This is a genomic window from Vreelandella songnenensis, from assembly GCF_003002925.1.
Classification (GTDB): Bacteria; Pseudomonadota; Gammaproteobacteria; order Pseudomonadales; family Halomonadaceae; genus Vreelandella; species Vreelandella songnenensis.
In genome coordinates this window covers 136264-153022 of record NZ_PVTK01000007.1, presented here as the reverse complement: position 1 = coordinate 153022, position 16759 = coordinate 136264, and the positions used below count along the sequence as shown (strand labels likewise).

Here is a 16759-nt window from a genome sequence, read left to right as displayed (position 1 = left end):
ACGCGTTACCGCTGCTTTTGGACATGACAAGTGCTTCGCTCTCCAGTTGCCTGGAGAGCGAAGCATCCTTGCTTTAGCGCTTAAGGGGCGTTCAGCAGACTTAGCGGTTGATCACAAGATCACCCAGGTAGGGGAAGTCGATCGCATTGACCACCGGCTCGATATCGACACCGTTAGCCGCAGCGTAGGCCAGGTTCTGCCAGTGCAGCATGACAAAGCCCACGTCTTCATACAGCATGGCTTCGGCTTCGCGCAGCATTTCGTTACGCCGCTCAAGATCCGTCACGCTATCGGCTTCGGTTACCAGCGCATCAATCTCTTCGTTGCAGTAGTTACCGTAGTTGTATTGACCGGCACCGGTTTCGTCATCGATACAGAACGAGAGGTATTGGAAGAAGTTGGCGCTATCTTCGGTATCCGAGTGCCAGCCAAGCATGGCGATATCCGACTGACGAGTATCATACTCCGGCCAGTACTGGGCCAGCGGCATGGTGCGCAGATTCACCTTGATGTTGATGCGCGACAGCATGTTGGCAACGGCCTGGGCGATCTGCGCATCGTTAACGTAGCGGTTGTTGGGCGCGATCATGTCGACCGTGAAGCCATCTTCATAGCCTGCTTCTGCCATCAGCTCCTGAGCACGCTCGAGATCGTAGCGTGGCACCAGATCCGGGTTGTGGCCGGAGTAGCCTTCCGGTGAGAACTGACCCGCCGGGGTGGCGAAGCCACGCATCAAGCGGTCGGCAATGCCTTCCTGATTGATGGCAAGATCAACGGCTTGACGCACGCGTACGTCCTGGAACGCTTCAACCTTTTCCTGGTTGAGCTGGAAGCCAATGATGCGGGTGCCGGGCACTTCGATCAGCTCGACATCACCGGATTCGCGAATACGCTCCAGATCGTTGGGCGGTACGGCATCGATGAAGTCAACGCCACCGGACAGCAGAGCCGCCACGCGTGACGCGTTTTCAGAGATCGGGGTCAGCACGATGCTGGAAACGTTGCCTTCCGTTTCGGTGTCCCAGTAATCTTCAAAGCGCTCGAAGTCGACACGCACGCCCTGGCGGCGATCGGTCAGACGGAAGGGGCCAGTACCGGAAACATTGCGCGAGGCAAAGGAGTTGCCGGCTTTGACGATTTCCGCCTTGTCATTGCCGCTGTCGGTTTCGCCGGTATAGAACTCGCTGTCCATCGGGAAGATGTAGGTCGCCAGGTTCAGCATCAGCGGGTAGGGCTCGGTAGTGGTGATTTCTACCGTGTAGTCGTCGATGGCTTCGGCGCTGGCAATCGGCTCAAAAATGGCTTTGTAATCGGGGCTCTCCTGCAGACGCTCGATGGTCCACACGACGTCCTTTGCGGTGAACGGGTTACCTGAATGGAAAGTAACGCCTTCACGCAGTGTCATGCGGATATGGGTGTCGTCGGTCTGCTCCCACTCGGTGGCCAGGCGCGGTTCAAAATCGAAATCTTTTGTCCAACGAACCAGCGGATCAAAGGCCAGGTGGGAGAAGCGCAGCATGCCGCCAGAAAGCTGCTCATGGATATCCAGGGTTTCCGGGTCGGCGGAGTAGCCGATACGCAGTGCTTCGGCACTTGCGGTCAGCGGAAGCAGAGCGCTGCCAGCAACGGTTGCCCCAATGATTGAAGCCAGTAAGGTTTTCTTGAGCGTCATGATTGTTCCCGTTTTATTGATGGTCTTATTGTTCGCTTTACCGTCTGAAATCCCGCCTTTAGCCAGCAAAGCAGACACGGTCAGCTTGTAAGCTATCCTACTAACATAGAGAGATGGCCTAGCGTCGCACAATCGAAATAATGACAGGCTCTATTCATCTACTGAATGACCATGCTAGTTGGCGCCGTACAGGCTTTCGCTATTAGCCGAAAGTCGCATATTGAAAGTAAACGCTTGTTTGACCACGGGCACGAATGCGCAAGCTTTAAGCGCCGAACTGCTGATGTAGCCAACGATTGATATCGTCGGACTCGTACAGCCACTCTTCACGACCATCTTCGTGGTGGATGTAGAGGCACGGCACCTTGGGCTTGCCACCGCCTTCCACCAGCGCCTGCTTATGCGCCGGGTTCTGCTGGGTATCGCGCAGTTCGATATTCAACCCTAGGCGTGCAATCTCCTTGCGTACCTTGATGCAGAATGGGCAGGTCTTGAACTGATAGAGCGCCAGGCGCTGGCAGGCCTCGTCGACGCGCGCCTGCTCGGCGGGCGTGCGCTCGATAGCACTTGGAGTGGTGAGCTTTTCCGAGACGATCATTACCGGTGCCAGTACCAGACGAACACCCCGGAAGAAATAGCGAATCAATACGCGCACGGTAGGCTCCTTGCTGACACCAAGACGTTCAGCGGTTGTTGAAAGGTCGGTATTGAATACCGGTAGTCGGTTAGCGTGGGCGCATCCTGCAACAATCGTGAGCATTTGTCACTTGAAGGCCTACGGATGGCAGGCTGCATGCGCGGCAGTTTCAAGCGCTAAAACCAATGCTTAGGGATGAGCAATCAGGCCGGTCGTGATAGTCTTTCTGGCAATTTCATGGCTGTATTGATTACGTTTCAGGGGCGCAACATGCATCTCCATATTATCGGTATTTGTGGCACTTTCATGGGCAGTCTTGCGCTGCTCGCGCGTGAACAGGGCCATCAGGTCAGCGGCTCGGATGCCAATGTCTATCCGCCGATGAGCACCCAGCTTGCCGAGGCGGGTATCACCTTGATGGAGGGCTACCGAGCGGAGCATCTGGACACCTCTGTGGATCTGGTGATCGTCGGTAATGCGCTTTCCCGGGGGAACGTGGAAGTAGAGGCGCTCCTTGATAGCGGCCTGCCCTATACCTCCGGCGCCCAGTGGCTGGCCGAGCACGTGCTGCCAGGGCGCAAGGTCATTGCCATAGCCGGTACCCACGGGAAAACCACCACGGCAAGTCTGCTGGCCTGGCTTCTGGAGAGCGCGGGCCAGGTACCGGGTTTTCTGATTGGCGGCGTGCCGCGTAATTTTGGCGTTTCGGCGCGCCTTGGCGATCCTCACGGCCCGTTCATCGTCGAGGCCGACGAGTACGACACCGCCTTTTTCGACAAGCGCTCCAAATTCGTTCATTACCGCCCGGATATCGCCGTGCTCAATAATCTCGAGTTCGACCACGCAGATATCTTCCCCGACCTTGCCGCCATCGAGCGCCAGTTTCATCATCTGGTGCGCACCGTGCCAGCCAAGGGCCGGCTGCTGGTCGCCGACGAGCAGCCGGCCCTTGAGCGCGTGCTGGCCATGGGCGCCTGGACGCCGGTCGAGCACTTTGGCGAGCAGCCCGAAAGCAGCTGGCAGCTGTGTCTGGAACGCCCGGATGCCAGCCGCTTCCAGGTGATTCACCGTCTGGAGCACGGCGAGGAGGATAGCGTGGTCGAGTGGCCGTTAAGCGGCGCGCACAATGCGCGTAATGCCCTGGCCGCATTGGCCGCGGCCCATCAGTGTGGGGTTGATCTTGCCCGTGCCTGCGCGGCGCTGGCCCGCTTTGAAACGCCGCGGCGACGCCAGGAAGTGCGCGGTGAGGTCAACGGCGTTCAGGTGATCGATGACTTCGCCCATCACCCCACGGCCATCGCCGCGACGCTTGAAGGGCTGCGCGCCACCACGACCAAGGGCCGGCTGCTGGCGGTAATCGAGCCGCGCTCCAATACCATGCGTTTGGGCGCACTACGCGATCGGTTGAACGAAAGCATCAGCGATGCCGATCAGGTGTACTGGTATCAGCCGGCCAATATCGAATGGTCAATGGAGGCGCTAGTGGCCGAGCAGGGTGCCAAGGCTAACTTGTATCGCGATATCGATACGCTGGTAAGCGCGGTGGCCGCGCAGGCCGCACCCCTGGACCGCATCGTGGTGATGTCCAACGGTGGCTTTGAGAATGTGCACGAGCGCCTGCTTACGGCACTGGCCACTCGGGAGCCTGTGGCATGAGCGATACGTCTTTCAAGAAACCGATTACCGTGGCACTGACCGGCGCCTCTGGTGTGCAGTACGGCTTGCGCTTGATCGATGTGCTGGTCGAAGCAGGCCATGAAGTGTGGGTGATGATATCCAAGGCGGCCCATATGGTGGTTGCTACCGAAACGGATATCAGTCTGCCCGCGCAGCCCGAGCGTCTGGCTGAGGCGCTACGCGAGCAAAGCGGTGCCCGGCCGGGGCAGATCCGCTGCTTTGGCCGCGAGGACTGGATGGCGCCGGTGGCGTCTGGTTCCGGCGCGCCATCGGCCATGGTGGTCTGTCCGTGTTCCACCGGCACGCTTTCGGCGGTGGCGACAGGGGCGAGCAACAACCTGATCGAGCGCGCGGCGGACGTTGCCATCAAGGAGCGCCGCACGCTGGTACTCGTGCCCCGGGAAAGCCCGCTGTCCCCCATTCACCTGGAGCACATGCTGGGGCTAAGCCGGTTGGGTGTGGTGATACTGCCAGCCGCTCCGGGCTTCTATCATCGTCCGCAGCGCATCGAGGATCTGGTGGATTTCATCGTGGCAAGGATTCTCAATCAACTGGGCATCGCGCACACCCTGGTGCCTCGCTGGGGTGAGCAGGCAAGTGATACGCAAGATGACAACGTAAGTAATCATACCAAGGACCAGCCATGACCTGGGCTACGCTCTCCATCTTTATTCCCACGTTTCTATTTGTCTCGCTGACCCCTGGGATGTGCATGACGCTTGCCATGGTGCTGGGCATGACTCAGGGCGTCAAACGTACCCTCTGGATGATGATTGGCGAGCTTTTGGGGGTGGGGCTTGTCGCCGCGGCGGCTGGTGCGGGTGTTGCCGCACTGATGCTGCGCCAGCCTGAACTGTTTACCGCGTTCAAGTGGATCGGTGGGGCCTACCTTGCCTATCTCGGCATCATGATGTGGCGCTCGCGCGGGCGCATGGCGATCCCTGCTGAACTGGATGCCGGTCCCGCCGCGGGGCGCTTGCAGCTCGCCATTCAGGGTTTCGTCACCGCCGTTGCCAACCCCAAGGGCTGGGCGTTTTTCATGGTACTGTTGCCGCCTTTTCTGGACAGCAGCCGCCCACTCGGCAGCCAGTTGGTGCTGCTGATCGCAGTGATTCTGATGATCGAGTTTGTCAGCATGCTGGTCTATGCCACGGGCGGCAAAACCCTGCGCAAGACGCTGGGTAAAAGCGGCAACGTGCGGCTTTTAAACCGCATCGCAGGCTCCTTGATGATTGGCGTCGGGCTCTGGCTGGCGCTGGGCTAAGCGGCTAAACCGGCGGGTAGAAGACGATGCGCGCGCTGACCAGCAGCAGCGAGGCAAGACCCAGCTGCCACCACGGGCAGGGTCTTAGCGGCGGGCGCGGGTAGCTTTGCCAGCTAAGGCGTACCAGCGCGCAGACGACAAGCCCCAATAGCGCGCCGCCTACCAGGTCGCTAAACCAGTGCACGCCTATGACCAGCCGCGAAAGTGCCATAGGGACGGCAAGGGCAATGGCCGTCCAGTAAACCCAGACTCGCTTTTTGCGTGGCAACTCGGAAGCAATAAAGGCGGCGAGTAGCCCCAGTACGACAACGGATGTCGAGGTATGGGCGCTTGGGTAGGAGAGCGAGCCGGTCAGATAGTCTGGGGTATCCGGACGGGCGCGACCAAAATAGGCTTTGCCAAAGGTATTTAAAAGTGCAATGCCGCCGACCGCAGCCCCCCAGTGAAGCAGGGCATCGAGGCGTTTATGACGCAGCATCCACAGCGCCCAGGGTAGCAACAGCACCGCAATGCCCAGCTTGTCGCCAATCTTGGCGAACACGGCGCCGGCTGAAATGAGCCAGCCGACCTGAATCCATGCGAACAGACGCTGCACATAAAGATCCAGATTCAAAGGACCATCGTGATATACCACCAGCAGCGTCCAGCCCGACAGGCTTGCCAGTGCAATGATCAACAGCAGCAGTGAGGCGATCGGTACCTCGCCGGATTGGCTCATGGCAAGCCATGGGCGGCGCAGGAAAGGAATGCGCCTGGCAAGGCGGGCGATGGCCAGATATATCCGGCCTTGACGCCCCACCTGCGCTCGCCCCCAGGAAAAGATGACCGCGAGCACCACGATGCAGGCCGCCAGCATCACAAGCGCTGTCTTGACGCCTGGCGGTAACAGAAGGTGCTCCTGCCAGGTACGGCCCAGCAGATACCCCGGCAGCACATAGGCCGGTGCCCAGAGCAACGCCGAACCTACGTTGGCCCACAGGAAAGTGCGTGGCGGCATGCGCATCATGCCCGCCACCAAAGGGATGATCGGCCGCACCGGGCCTACGAAGCGGCCAAAGAAAACCGAGTAAAGGCCGTAGCGTTCGAAAAATCGCGCACCGCGTCCCAGCCACTCCGGGTGTACGGACAGCGGCCACCGCTGAGTAATCTGCTCGCGGTGGTGATAGCCCAGCCTGAAACTCACTCCATCGCCTATGACCGCGCCTAGAAAGGCGGCCATGACGACCCACAGCAAGCTGACGGATTCATGGCCCGCCAGCGACGCGGCCGCCGTAATCAGCACCACGCCCGGCACTAGAAGGCCCACCAGCGCCAGAGATTCCGCCAGTGAGATCAGCAGAATTACCAGCAGCAGCATGGGCGGGGAGAGCGAGAGCTGGTGAAGGGTATCGGCTAAAGACACTTAACACTCCTGAAAATAAAAGCCGTCATCCATTTGCCAGCGCCTGGGCACGGCCGTTCAGACGTTGTACGTAGCGTTCAAAGCTCTCTTTATGTGGCAAGCAGGCGGCAATGCGCGCTTCAAGCTGGCCGGTTTCAATCAATACGCACTGCGAAAGGGCATAGTGTAGTCGTTCACGCACCAGCAGGGCACCGCTCTCGCTGGTGTCGGGCAGTACCAGCCAGAACGTGGCCTCTTCGGCACGGCCCAGAATGTCATGGTCGCGGCAGCGGGCGTGTACTTCGTTGCATAGCGTGTCGAGCAGCGCAATCTTTGCCCGCGGGCCGAACTGCTCTTCGGCCATGTCCAGCTGGGGTAAGTGGATCACCAGCACGGCCAGGCGCTTATTCAACATGGCTGCGCGCTGAAATTCGTTTTGCAGACGCTCTTTCAAGGTGCCGATATTCAGCGCGTTACAGTAGCAGTCGTTGGGGTCGGTGGCGTTTAAAAGCGCCCGCCGTCGGCCGTGCTCCCAGCGAGGTAGCGCCAGCAGAAGCAAAAGCGCCAGATAGCCAAATACATAAGCGCTTGGCAGCGCCGGGTGATCAATGGCGCCCCATATGAGCGGGCCAATCACCCCTGTCAAGACCAGTGCCGCCCACAAGGGTAGCAGTAAAAATGCCGTTGCCATGGGCAGACCAAGCCACATCGCAGAGGCGTAGGGCGGGTTGCAGAGCGCATTCAAGACCGCAAGGCAGGTGGCAATCAGCAAGATTATCTGCGCGATATGGCCTTTGGCCGTTCGGCCAAGGTGCAGCAGCAGGGCCGCCAGCAGCAGCAGGGTCATGAAGGCGGGTACCAGCAGGCTCAGGTAGTTGCCCATGGCGTAAAGCCATAGCGCGTAGCCCATCATCAGCACCAGACTGGCGCTATAGGCCAGCGTCATCAGCCGCCTTGAAAGCGGATGCAGGCTCACGTCGCGCTCCCAGGCACGGGGGCGTGGCATAGCTGGTTGAGGGTCAGCGTGGTGGGCTCTATATCGATCAGCGCCAAGTAATGGCTGGCTATATTATCAGTCAAGGCCGCATGCAGCTGTTTGCGACGCAGTGACGCCTCCTGAGGTGAACGGGAAAGCATGAGTGTGGCCAGGGTGGTGTTATTCAGCCGGTAGGTATTTTCAAACGAATAGGTGAGCGAGCAGAGTTTCTTGGCCGTGGCCCAGAGTTGGCGACGCTTGACCTTCAGTACAAGAAGTTCTGCGTAAATGACCTCGCGCTCAGCGCGTGTCTGCTCACGGGGCAGGTCGCGAAGCAGTTGCTCACCTGCCCAGAAATTGGCACCAGGAATAAGGCGTGAGCGCTGGCGGATAGCCCCGTTCATATCGACGAGTTGACGTGCTCTGGAGAGCGCCAGTACGCCCAGAATCCCCAGCAGGGTAAGCATCAAGACCCCTTCGGCAATATTGAGGCCTGGCATGATCAATACCCAGCTAAATACCGCGGCACTTGTGTTGAACATGAATGCCCAGCGCGCCTGGGGAAGCATGAACACGGCAGCCCATGCCCAGACAAGTAGGCTGTGCCGCTGGGGGTCGGTGGCTATCAACCCCAGCAAGAGCGCGCCGGGAACGACCTGCCAAGGCAGGCCGTGGGAGTAGCGATGGCTGAAATCAAGCAGCAGCGCGGTAATGAAAAGCCAGCCGAACGATACCCAGAGTGCCAGCGCCACCACCGGCGTTGCCGAAAGCGACCACGCAGCCAGTATGCTCGCTGCCGCGAATAGGTTGGCCTTGAGCAGGCGAATTTTGTATTTGCTTTGCATGGTGGCTTACTATTCATCCTTAATAACGCCATTTATACGGTCAGTAAATGCGCTAAGCAGCTGACTGAAATAGGAAACCCAAGGCACCCATTATAACGTCCAAGTAGCGTAATATATTGCCTACCACCGAGCACAATTGCCACGATTGCGCAGACGACGACACGAGGGAGAGAGCATGAGCGTTTTAGCACCGTTTCACGATGAGGCCCAGCAGCAACTCGACGCCGGCGACGTGCCCGCGTACATGCAGACGCTGGGCAAAGCGGCGCGGTCAGCGGCAAGCGCGTTGCGTCGTGCGGAAACGGGAACCAAGAATCGTGCCCTTGATGCCATGGCGAGCCGACTGGAAGACGCACGCCGGCAGGTTCTTGATGCTAATGCCGAAGACCTTGCTCGCGGCAAGGAAAACGGGCTGGATAGCGCCCTGCTGGATCGCCTGGCGCTGAACGACGCGCGTATCGATGCCATGATCGAAGGGCTTCGCCAAGTGGCGGCACTGCCTGACCCGGTCGGCGAGATTGATGGCATGAGCTACCGGCCAAGTGGTATTCAGGTAGGCAAGATGCGTGTGCCGCTCGGGGTTGTGGGCATCATCTACGAATCACGCCCCAATGTGACCATGGAAGCGGCCAGTCTGTGCCTGAAATCGGGTAATGCATGTATTTTGCGCGGGGGCTCTGAAGCCAGCGCTTCCAATGCCGCCATCAGTGATTGTATTACTCAGGGGCTGCTTGATGCGGGCCTGCCCGCCAGTTGCGTGCAGGTAGTCGCTACCACCGACCGTGCTGCGGTGGGCGCCATGATCAGCATGCCGGACTATGTGGACGTCATCATTCCGCGCGGTGGCAAATCGTTGATCGAGCGTATTTCCCGCGAAGCGAAGGTGCCGGTCATCAAGCACCTGGACGGCGTATGCCATGTGTATATCGATACCACGGCGGACCCGGCCAAGGCGCTGGCCATCGCGGTGAATGCCAAGACTCACCGTTATGGTACCTGCAACACCATGGAAACCTTGCTGGTGGATGCGCCGATCGCCGATCTGATACTGCCTGAGCTGGCACGTGCTTACGCTGAGCATAATGTCGAGCTGCGTGGCTGTGAGCGTACCCGTGCTCTGTTACCCCAGGCGATTGCTGCCTCGGAAGAGGACTGGCAGGCGGAATATCTGGCGCCGATTCTGGCCATCAAGGTCGTCGACGGTATGGATGAGGCGATTGCGCATATCGAGCAGTACGGCTCGCACCACACCGATGCCATCGTGACCCAGGACTACTCGCTGGCGCGCCGCTTCATGGCAGAAGTGGATTCAAGCTCGGTCATGGTCAATGCCTCCACCCGGTTTGCCGACGGCTTCGAGTACGGCCTGGGCGCGGAAATCGGCATTTCCACCGACAAGCTGCATGCGCGCGGGCCGGTAGGACTCGAAGGGCTGACCACGCAGAAGTACGTCGTCTTCGGGGATGGTCAGGTTCGGCAATGAGTTCCCAAGCGTTAAGAGTCGGCATGCTGGGGGGTACGTTTGACCCCATTCACCACGGTCATTTACGCAGTGCGCTTGAAGCACGCGAAGCGCTCGGGCTTGATCGGTTGCACATGATACCGGCACCCAAGCCGCCGCTACGCGGCGAGCCGCAGGTATCAGCAGAGCAGCGCCTGACCCTTCTGACGCTGGGCATTGGAGAGACGCCAGGGCTATATGCCGATGACCGCGAGCTTCGCCGCGACGGGCCTTCCTACAGTATTGATACTCTGATTGAGCTGCGCAAGGAGTACGGCCCTCAGGCTCGGCTTGTAATGATCATCGGGTTTGACGCGTTCTTGCGCCTTGCTCAGTGGCATCAGGCGCAGGCGCTTTTCGATCACGCGCATCTCGCGGTCATGGCGCGGCCGGGTTACGCCGCGCCCTGGCCCGAGGAATTGACGGAACTGGTCGGCGCGCGCGAAGTCGAAGGAGCGGATTCGCTGATGCAGCGCCCAAGCGGTGGGGTCATGATGCTGACACTGCCCTCGCAGATGGCGATTTCAGCGACCTATATTCGCAAGCGGCTGGGCGAGGGTAAAAGCACCCGCTATCTGCTTCCAGAAGCGGTAGAAGAGGCCATTGGCAAAAATGGCTTTTATCGACACTTTTCGTCTCACGACGAATAGCGCTGGCAGTCACCATAGAAGCCGTTACAATGGCCGGCTTTATCAGCCGAATACTACACAGGGTTGTCTTCAGGAGTCATGCACATCGATACACTGAAAAGCCTAGCGCTTGATGCGTTAGAAGAACTTAAAGCACGTGATATTACCCATCTGGACGTTTCCAGCCTGACAGAGGTGACCGACCTCATGCTGATCGCCAGCGGTACCTCTACTCGTCACGTTGCGGCACTGGCGCAAAACGTGGTGGAGAAGGCTAAGGCGGCAGGTTTGCAGCCGCGTGGCGTTGAAGGCGGCGATAATGCCGACTGGGTACTGGTGGATCTTGGCGATATCGTGGTTCACGTCATGCTGCCCGAAGCGCGTACGCTTTATGACCTCGAGCGTCTGTGGTCTGACCTGCCCAGCGAAGGGCTGACTCGCGATGAGTCGTTCGAGCACTTTGAAGAGCGAGTCCGCATGTCATGAGGATCAGGCTGTTGGCGGTAGGAACCAAAATGCCTGCGTGGGTGGAAGAGGGCATCGAAACCTACCGTAAACGGCTCCCTCGGGATTTCAGCCTGGAAATAGAAGAGATCCCGCTTGGTCAGCGCGGCAAGAATGCAGATATCGTGAAAGCCCGTGCCCAGGAGGCGCAGCGCATTCGCGATAAGCTGCGTGGTGACGAATATATCGTGGCGCTTGAAGTCAAGGGTAAGCCCTGGACTACCGAACAGCTTGCCCAGGAGGCCGATGCCTGGCGAATGGAAGGCCGCGATATCGTTCTGCTGGTAGGCGGCCCTGACGGTCTGGAGCCTTCGCTGTCGGCCATGGCCGACAAGGCGTGGTCGCTCTCTTCGCTTACCCTGCCGCATCCGCTAGTTCGCATCATGCTCGCCGAGCAGCTTTATCGTGCCTGGACGTTACTGGTAGGCCATCCCTATCATCGTTGAGGCTAGTGAAACGGTGGCGGATGCTGGCCGCTGTTGCGTCAATTGTCTGATTTGAGAGTTCCCTGTTGCCATGCGCCAGCGCCGTGACACGCTAAAAAATTCCGAGCAAGAACTGCGCATTTTCCGTGTCAGGGCGCTGCTTGCCGTTTTGGTGGTTATTACCCTGGCCTGCCTGCTGGTAGGGCGGCTTGGGTATCTACAAATCGTCAAACACGATATCTATACCACGCGTTCGGAAAAAAACCGCGTTCGCGTTGAGCCTTTACCGCCCAATCGTGGCTTGATCTATGATCGCAACGGCGTACTGCTCGCCGAAAACCGCCCTACCTATAACCTGACGCTGGTGCGTGAGCGTGTCGATAATCTTGATGACACTCTGGCGCTGCTGGTCGAGCTCCTGGAGCTTCCCGAAGAGGATATCGAGGCGTTCAACGTGCGCTCTCGCCAGCGCCAACGACCTTTTCAGCCTGCGCTTTTGATGAGCGATTTAAGCGAAGACCAGATTGCTCGACTGGCAGTAAACCGTCATCGCCTGCCGGGGGTCGAGGTGGAAGCGCAGCTGCTGCGCTACTACCCCGATGCCGAGGTCATGGCTCATACGCTTGGGTATGTCGGGCGAATCAACGCCGAAGAGCTTCAGAACCTGGATGCCGGCCGCTACGCGGGCACTCACTTTATCGGTAAAACCGGTGTAGAGCGCTTCTACGAAGAAGAGCTGCACGGGGAGGCGGGGCTACGCAAGGTTGAAACCAATGCCCGCGGGCGCGTGTTGCGAGAGCTTGGTCGCACTGACCCGGTGCCCGGCCAGAACCTGGTGCTGACCATCGACAAGTCGCTGCAGACCCTGGCTTATGAGCTGATGGATGGCCGACGCGGTTCGATCGTGGCCATTGCCCCTGCCACCGGCGAAATTCTGGCCATGGTGTCGACGCCAGGATTTGACAGTAACCAGTTCGTTACCGGCATCGACGTGGCCTCCTATCGCGGACTGCAGGAGGATCTTGATCTTCCGCTATTCAACCGCTCGATCCGCGGTCATTACCCGCCGGGCTCCACCATCAAGCCTTTTCTTGCCTTGGCAGGGCTTGCCGAAGGGGTGATTACCCCGGATAGCACGATCAACGACCCCGGCTATTATCAGCTGCCCAACGATTCGCGCCGCTACCGCAACTGGCTGCGCTGGGGGCATGGGCGGGTTGATCTGGAGCGCTCCCTGGCGGTATCCAACAATACCTATTACTACACGCTGGCTCATGACCTGGGGATCGACAAGCTCGATGAGCGCATGAGCGGCTTTGGTTTTGGTCAGCGCGTTGCCCACGATGTACAGGGTGAAAGCAGCGGCTTGATGCCTTCGCGGGAGTGGAAGCGCGAACGCTTCAATCAGCCGTGGTACCCCGGCGAGACCCTTTCAGTGGGCATTGGTCAGGGGTATTGGCAGGTTACTCCTTTGCAACTGGCCAGTGCCACGGCAACCCTTGCCAATCGCGGCCACTGGGTAAAGCCGCGCCTGGCGCTGGAAATCGGCGATGAGCCGGTAGCTCATGATCTTCCCGGTACGCTTGACGACATTCATCTGGAAAATGACGCCTGGTGGGATCGGGTCTTCAGCGGTATGGAAAAGGTCGTCAGTGGCAGTGAGGGTACCGCACGGCGAACCGGGGTAGGCCTTGAGTACCGCATGGGCGGGAAATCGGGCACTGCTCAGGTGTTTTCGCTTGGTCAGGATCAGCGCTACAACGCCGATGAGCTTGCCGAGCGCCTGCGTGATCACGCCCTGTTCATGGCGTTCGCCCCGATTGAAGACCCGCAGATAGCCGTGTCGGTCATCGTTGAAAATGCCGGGGGTGGCAGTACTCACGCCGCTCATCTGGCCCGCGCGATGACCGACGCCTGGCTATTGAAGGATGACGCCCCCGAAGCCGACGAAATACGGGAAGTTCTTGAAGAAGACAGCGCCAACGTGGAGGGTAACTGACCTATGGCCTGGCAGACCCTGACACGTCCTTTACGTCGCCACCCCGTTCGTCCACCGGATAGCGGTATTGCACGGCGTAAAAGCATTTGGGAACGTATTCACCTGGACCCCTGGCTATTGGCCCTGTTGCTCGTGCTGATGGCGGGCGGGTTGTTGGTGCTGTATAGCGCCTCGGGTCAGCGTATCGAGTCTGTGATCGCTCAGGCCATGCGGTTTGGCATTGCGCTGGTGGGCATGGTGTTTTTGGCCCAGCTTTCGCCCACCACTTTTTTGCGCTGGGCGCCGTTTGCCTATGGTATCGGCGTCATCATGCTGCTGGCGGTGGAAATCGCCGGTGATATAGGCATGGGCGCCAAGCGCTGGCTGGAAATCCCCGGGGTGATCCGTTTTCAGCCCTCCGAGATGATGAAACTTGCAGTACCGCTGATGGTGGCGGCGTACCTGAACCGCTGCCAGCTACCACCGCGGCTGCGCGATATCATGGTGTGCGCCGTGATCATCGGTGTTCCGGTCGTGCTGACCGCCATTCAGCCGGACCTTGGAACCTCGCTGCTGGTAGCGAGCGCCGCTGTTATCGTGGTGCTGCTGGCAGGGTTGTCTTGGCGTCTGATCGGCTTTGTCGTCGCGGTATTGGGTGCCTGTGTGCCGCTTTTGTGGATGAACATGCACAACTATCAGCGCCAGCGGGTGCTGACGTTTCTCGATCCTGAAAGTGATCCGCTAGGTTCTGGCTGGAACATCATTCAGTCGACCACGGCTATCGGCAGCGGGGGTCTTTGGGGCAAGGGCTGGCTGGATGGCACCCAGTCCCAGCTCGAGTTTCTGCCCGAGCGGCATACCGACTTCATTATCGCGGTGCTGGGCGAGGAGTTTGGCCTGGTCGGCATGCTGGTGCTGCTCGCGCTTTATCTGATGATTGTCGGGCGCGGGCTGTGGCTTGCTGCGTCTTCGCAGGATACATTTGGACGGCTGTTCGCTGGCAGTATTATCCTGACCTTCTTTATTTATGTATTCGTGAACGTGGGCATGGTCAGCGGTATTCTCCCGGTGGTGGGGGTACCGCTTCCGCTGGTGAGCTATGGTGGCACCTCCAGCGTGACCTTGCTGGCCGGGTTCGGTATTCTCATGTCCATTCATGCCCATCGTCGGCTGTTGCCACGTTGATTGACATATAGGCGTTGCGTTTTCAAAGGAGTGGTGAGTTGATGAACAGGGCCCGAAATAGAGCTGGCGGCTGTCTGGTTGCCGCGCTACTAGTGTGTTCGATTCCCCAGGCGTTGGCTGAACAGGAGCGCGAGCCGGTAAATCTGCAGGAGAACGAGAGCGTTCAACAGCTGATTGAAGAAGTGGCGGCCCAGGGCGTACCAGACGCGTGGTTACGCAACGCCTTCGCCGAGGCAAACTACTCCCAGGGGGTGCTTGATGCCATGGACGGAGCGGCGGAGCGCCGTCTGCGCTGGTTTGAGTATCGTGACATATTCTTGAAACAGCAGCGCATTGAAGAGGGCGCTGCGTTCATGCAGGTGCATGCCGATACGCTGGCGCGAGCCGAAGAGGTGTACGGCGTGCCGGGCAGCATCATTACCGCCATTATCGGTGTTGAAACCTATTACGGGCGTCATAAAGGCCAGCATCGCGTGCTGGACTCCTTATCGACACTGGCATTTTATCACCCCACCCGCGGTGACTTTTTCCGCGGCGAACTGGCCGCATTTCTTGAGATCGCCTACGAGCAGGAGGTGGACCCTGCCGATCTTTACGGCTCCTATGCCGGTGCCATGGGGTATCCGCAGTTCATTCCCACAAGCTATCAGGCCTACGCGATTGATTTCGACGGCGATGGGCACCGCGACCTGTGGGAAAACTCGGTAGATGCCATCGGCAGCGTTGCCAATTATTTTGCCGAGCATGGCTGGCAGCGCGATGGCGCTATCTATCACGAAGCAACCGGGCCGGACGAGCTTCCTGATGCACTTGTCTTCAATCAGACATTCGCACCCAGTATTACCGTGGCCGATATGAAAGCTGCCGGTATCGAGCCTCAAGAGCCGCTTGATGACGCGCTGCGCGTGGTGCCGCTGGCGTTTGAAATGGACGAAGAGCATACGCGCTACCGGTTGGGTGAAAACAATTTCTATGTCATTACGCGCTATAACCACAGCCATCTGTATGCCATGGCGGTCACCGAGCTTGCCGAGGCCATTGAGCAACAGGTTGAGGAACAGGGATGAGAATGCTGCAGACAGCGACGTGGCGGTTAGGTAGTGCATTAGCTCTGGCGGCCCTGATCAGTGGGTGCGCCAGCAATAAAACCCAGCGTGTGGAGGCGCCTTCTCAGGCGCAGCCTTCCAAACCTGCGGCGAGTAGCGCCAGTACTACCCCTGCCAGCAGCGGCGGGCGCTATGCCATGAATGGCGATGCGTATCCGGTCGAGCCGCCGGACGTATCAACGGTGCCGGATGCCGAGCCGCGCATCGAGGCGCCTTCACGGGCGGGCAACCGCTCCACCTATGAAGTGTGGGGGGAGACCTACCACGTCATGCCCGACTCACGAGGCTATGCCAAGCAGGGAACGGCTTCCTGGTATGGCGAAAAATTTCACGGCTACGCGACCTCCAACGGTGAAATTTACGACATGTACAAGATGTCGGCGGCTCACCGCTCGCTTCCGCTGCCTACCTTTGCACGGGTTACCAGCCTGGATAGCGGCCAGTCGGTCATCGTGCGGGTCAATGACCGCGGGCCTTTTCATAGCGACCGTGAGATCGACCTCTCTTACGCCGCCGCCGCGCGCCTGGGCATACTGGATAACGGCACCGGGCGGGTAAAAGTCGAAGCGGTAGACCCGGAGCGCTGGCTGGCGGGTGATCGGGCGCCTTCAAGCGCCCCGGTGGCGGCTTCTAGAGCGCCTGCCACCTCGCCGCCGGGTGAGCAGCCGCGCCGCGTTCCCGCGCCGGATGCAGCGCCCGCCCAGTCGGCCTCGGCGCCGGCGGCCTACGCCGACACACCGGGCGAGGGCGCCATCTATCTTCAGATCGCCGCCCTGGGCAGTGCTGAAGGCGCGCAGCAGCTTCAAAAGCGCCTGGAAAACGAACTACCCATGGGAGTGCGTGTGATGAGTGATGCCAATGTGTATCGCGTGCAGGTGGGGCCGGTGGGCCCAGCTCAGGAAACGCGAGCGCGCGAAGAGCTTCGTCAAGCGGGCTTTCCTCAAGTCTTTATCGTGAGATAATCCACTTTTTATACTCT

Annotated in this window: 16 protein-coding genes; 11 read left to right on the top strand and 5 right to left on the bottom strand. The window is 59.4% G+C overall.

The window, feature by feature from the left end; all coding sequences use genetic code 11:
- Positions 1 to 100: 100 nt before the first annotated feature.
- Positions 101 to 1672 (bottom strand): ABC transporter substrate-binding protein, encoded by a 1572-nt coding sequence (locus B0H98_RS12480; RefSeq protein WP_106375396.1) that lies wholly within the window; start codon positions 1670 to 1672, stop codon positions 101 to 103.
- Positions 1673 to 1937: 265 nt separating this feature from the next.
- Complete coding sequence (locus tag B0H98_RS12475; protein WP_106375395.1) at positions 1938 to 2327, bottom strand: glutaredoxin family protein; 390 nt, start codon at positions 2325 to 2327, stop codon at positions 1938 to 1940.
- A 252-nt stretch (positions 2328 to 2579) separates the two neighbouring features.
- On the opposite strand from B0H98_RS12475, the gene mpl reads away from it, so the two are divergent.
- The 3 genes from mpl to B0H98_RS12460 are packed head-to-tail and all read left to right on the top strand — an operon-like array spanning position 2580 to position 5250.
- Positions 2580 to 3965 carry a UDP-N-acetylmuramate:L-alanyl-gamma-D-glutamyl-meso-diaminopimelate ligase gene (gene mpl, locus B0H98_RS12470; RefSeq protein ID WP_106375464.1) on the top strand — a complete coding sequence of 462 codons (1386 nt, stop codon included), beginning with the start codon at positions 2580 to 2582 and terminating at the stop codon, positions 3963 to 3965.
- Positions 3962 to 4633: a flavin prenyltransferase UbiX gene (locus B0H98_RS12465; protein ID WP_106375394.1), complete on the top strand. Its 672-nt coding sequence runs from the start codon at positions 3962 to 3964 to the stop codon at positions 4631 to 4633. The genes mpl and B0H98_RS12465 overlap by 4 nt, the downstream gene beginning before the upstream one ends.
- On the top strand, positions 4630 to 5250 hold the full coding sequence (locus B0H98_RS12460) for a LysE family translocator (protein ID WP_106375393.1): 621 nt from the start codon (positions 4630 to 4632) through the stop codon (positions 5248 to 5250). The genes B0H98_RS12465 and B0H98_RS12460 overlap by 4 nt, the downstream gene beginning before the upstream one ends.
- Before the next feature lie 4 nt (positions 5251 to 5254).
- Here B0H98_RS12460 and B0H98_RS12455 read toward each other — a convergent pair whose 3' ends face one another.
- From B0H98_RS12455 to B0H98_RS12445, 3 genes are read right to left on the bottom strand one after another with little or no spacing between them, the layout of a single operon-like run.
- Positions 5255 to 6652, bottom strand: coding sequence for a bifunctional DedA family/phosphatase PAP2 family protein (locus B0H98_RS12455; RefSeq protein WP_106375392.1), 1398 nt, complete (start codon positions 6650 to 6652; stop codon positions 5255 to 5257).
- 25 nt (positions 6653 to 6677) lie between these two features.
- Entirely contained in the window at positions 6678 to 7607 is a 930-nt protein-coding gene (locus B0H98_RS12450; protein WP_106375463.1) for a diguanylate cyclase domain-containing protein, read from the bottom strand.
- Complete coding sequence (locus B0H98_RS12445; protein WP_106375391.1) at positions 7604 to 8452, bottom strand: hypothetical protein; 849 nt, start codon at positions 8450 to 8452, stop codon at positions 7604 to 7606. Before B0H98_RS12445 ends, B0H98_RS12450 begins: the two co-directional genes overlap by 4 nt.
- Before the next feature lie 175 nt (positions 8453 to 8627).
- Between B0H98_RS12445 and B0H98_RS12440 the strand changes: the two genes are divergently transcribed.
- The 8 genes from B0H98_RS12440 to B0H98_RS12405 all read left to right on the top strand — a co-directional run bounded on the left by B0H98_RS12440 (position 8628) and on the right by B0H98_RS12405 (position 16742).
- Positions 8628 to 9935: a glutamate-5-semialdehyde dehydrogenase gene (locus tag B0H98_RS12440; protein WP_106375390.1), complete on the top strand. Its 1308-nt coding sequence runs from the start codon at positions 8628 to 8630 to the stop codon at positions 9933 to 9935.
- Positions 9932 to 10603 (top strand): nicotinate-nucleotide adenylyltransferase, encoded by a 672-nt coding sequence (nadD, locus tag B0H98_RS12435; RefSeq protein ID WP_106375389.1) that lies wholly within the window; start codon positions 9932 to 9934, stop codon positions 10601 to 10603. The genes B0H98_RS12440 and nadD overlap by 4 nt, the downstream gene beginning before the upstream one ends.
- Positions 10604 to 10681: 78 nt before the next feature.
- A complete protein-coding gene (gene rsfS / locus B0H98_RS12430; protein WP_106375388.1) occupies positions 10682 to 11068 on the top strand; it encodes a ribosome silencing factor in 387 nt (128 codons plus the stop codon).
- Entirely contained in the window at positions 11065 to 11532 is a 468-nt protein-coding gene (rlmH, locus tag B0H98_RS12425; RefSeq protein WP_106375387.1) for a 23S rRNA (pseudouridine(1915)-N(3))-methyltransferase RlmH, read from the top strand. Before rsfS ends, rlmH begins: the two co-directional genes overlap by 4 nt.
- A gap of 70 nt (positions 11533 to 11602) precedes the next feature.
- Positions 11603 to 13510, top strand: coding sequence for a penicillin-binding protein 2 (gene mrdA / locus B0H98_RS12420; protein WP_106375386.1), 1908 nt, complete (start codon positions 11603 to 11605; stop codon positions 13508 to 13510).
- A gap of 3 nt (positions 13511 to 13513) precedes the next feature.
- Positions 13514 to 14674: a rod shape-determining protein RodA gene (gene rodA, locus B0H98_RS12415; protein WP_106375385.1), complete on the top strand. Its 1161-nt coding sequence runs from the start codon at positions 13514 to 13516 to the stop codon at positions 14672 to 14674.
- Positions 14675 to 14715: 41 nt separating this feature from the next.
- Entirely contained in the window at positions 14716 to 15741 is a 1026-nt protein-coding gene (gene mltB, locus B0H98_RS12410; RefSeq protein WP_106375384.1) for a lytic murein transglycosylase B, read from the top strand.
- Positions 15738 to 16742 carry a septal ring lytic transglycosylase RlpA family protein gene (locus B0H98_RS12405; RefSeq protein ID WP_106375383.1) on the top strand — a complete coding sequence of 335 codons (1005 nt, stop codon included), beginning with the start codon at positions 15738 to 15740 and terminating at the stop codon, positions 16740 to 16742. Before mltB ends, B0H98_RS12405 begins: the two co-directional genes overlap by 4 nt.
- The last annotated feature ends 17 nt before the right edge of the window (positions 16743 to 16759 follow it).

Coding starts and splice junctions, on each gene's coding strand:
- B0H98_RS12480 (WP_106375396.1), bottom strand. CDS start 1,672: ATGACGCTCAAGAAAACCTTACTGGCTTCAATCATTGGGGCAACCGTT.
- rlmH (WP_106375387.1), top strand. CDS start 11,065: ATGAGGATCAGGCTGTTGGCGGTAGGAACCAAAATGCCTGCGTGGGTG.
- B0H98_RS12440 (WP_106375390.1), top strand. CDS start 8,628: ATGAGCGTTTTAGCACCGTTTCACGATGAGGCCCAGCAGCAACTCGAC.
- mrdA (WP_106375386.1), top strand. CDS start 11,603: ATGCGCCAGCGCCGTGACACGCTAAAAAATTCCGAGCAAGAACTGCGC.
- B0H98_RS12465 (WP_106375394.1), top strand. CDS start 3,962: ATGAGCGATACGTCTTTCAAGAAACCGATTACCGTGGCACTGACCGGC.
- B0H98_RS12405 (WP_106375383.1), top strand. CDS start 15,738: ATGAGAATGCTGCAGACAGCGACGTGGCGGTTAGGTAGTGCATTAGCT.
- mpl (WP_106375464.1), top strand. CDS start 2,580: ATGCATCTCCATATTATCGGTATTTGTGGCACTTTCATGGGCAGTCTT.
- rodA (WP_106375385.1), top strand. CDS start 13,514: ATGGCCTGGCAGACCCTGACACGTCCTTTACGTCGCCACCCCGTTCGT.
- B0H98_RS12460 (WP_106375393.1), top strand. CDS start 4,630: ATGACCTGGGCTACGCTCTCCATCTTTATTCCCACGTTTCTATTTGTC.
- nadD (WP_106375389.1), top strand. CDS start 9,932: ATGAGTTCCCAAGCGTTAAGAGTCGGCATGCTGGGGGGTACGTTTGAC.
- B0H98_RS12445 (WP_106375391.1), bottom strand. CDS start 8,452: ATGCAAAGCAAATACAAAATTCGCCTGCTCAAGGCCAACCTATTCGCG.
- rsfS (WP_106375388.1), top strand. CDS start 10,682: ATGCACATCGATACACTGAAAAGCCTAGCGCTTGATGCGTTAGAAGAA.
- mltB (WP_106375384.1), top strand. CDS start 14,716: ATGAACAGGGCCCGAAATAGAGCTGGCGGCTGTCTGGTTGCCGCGCTA.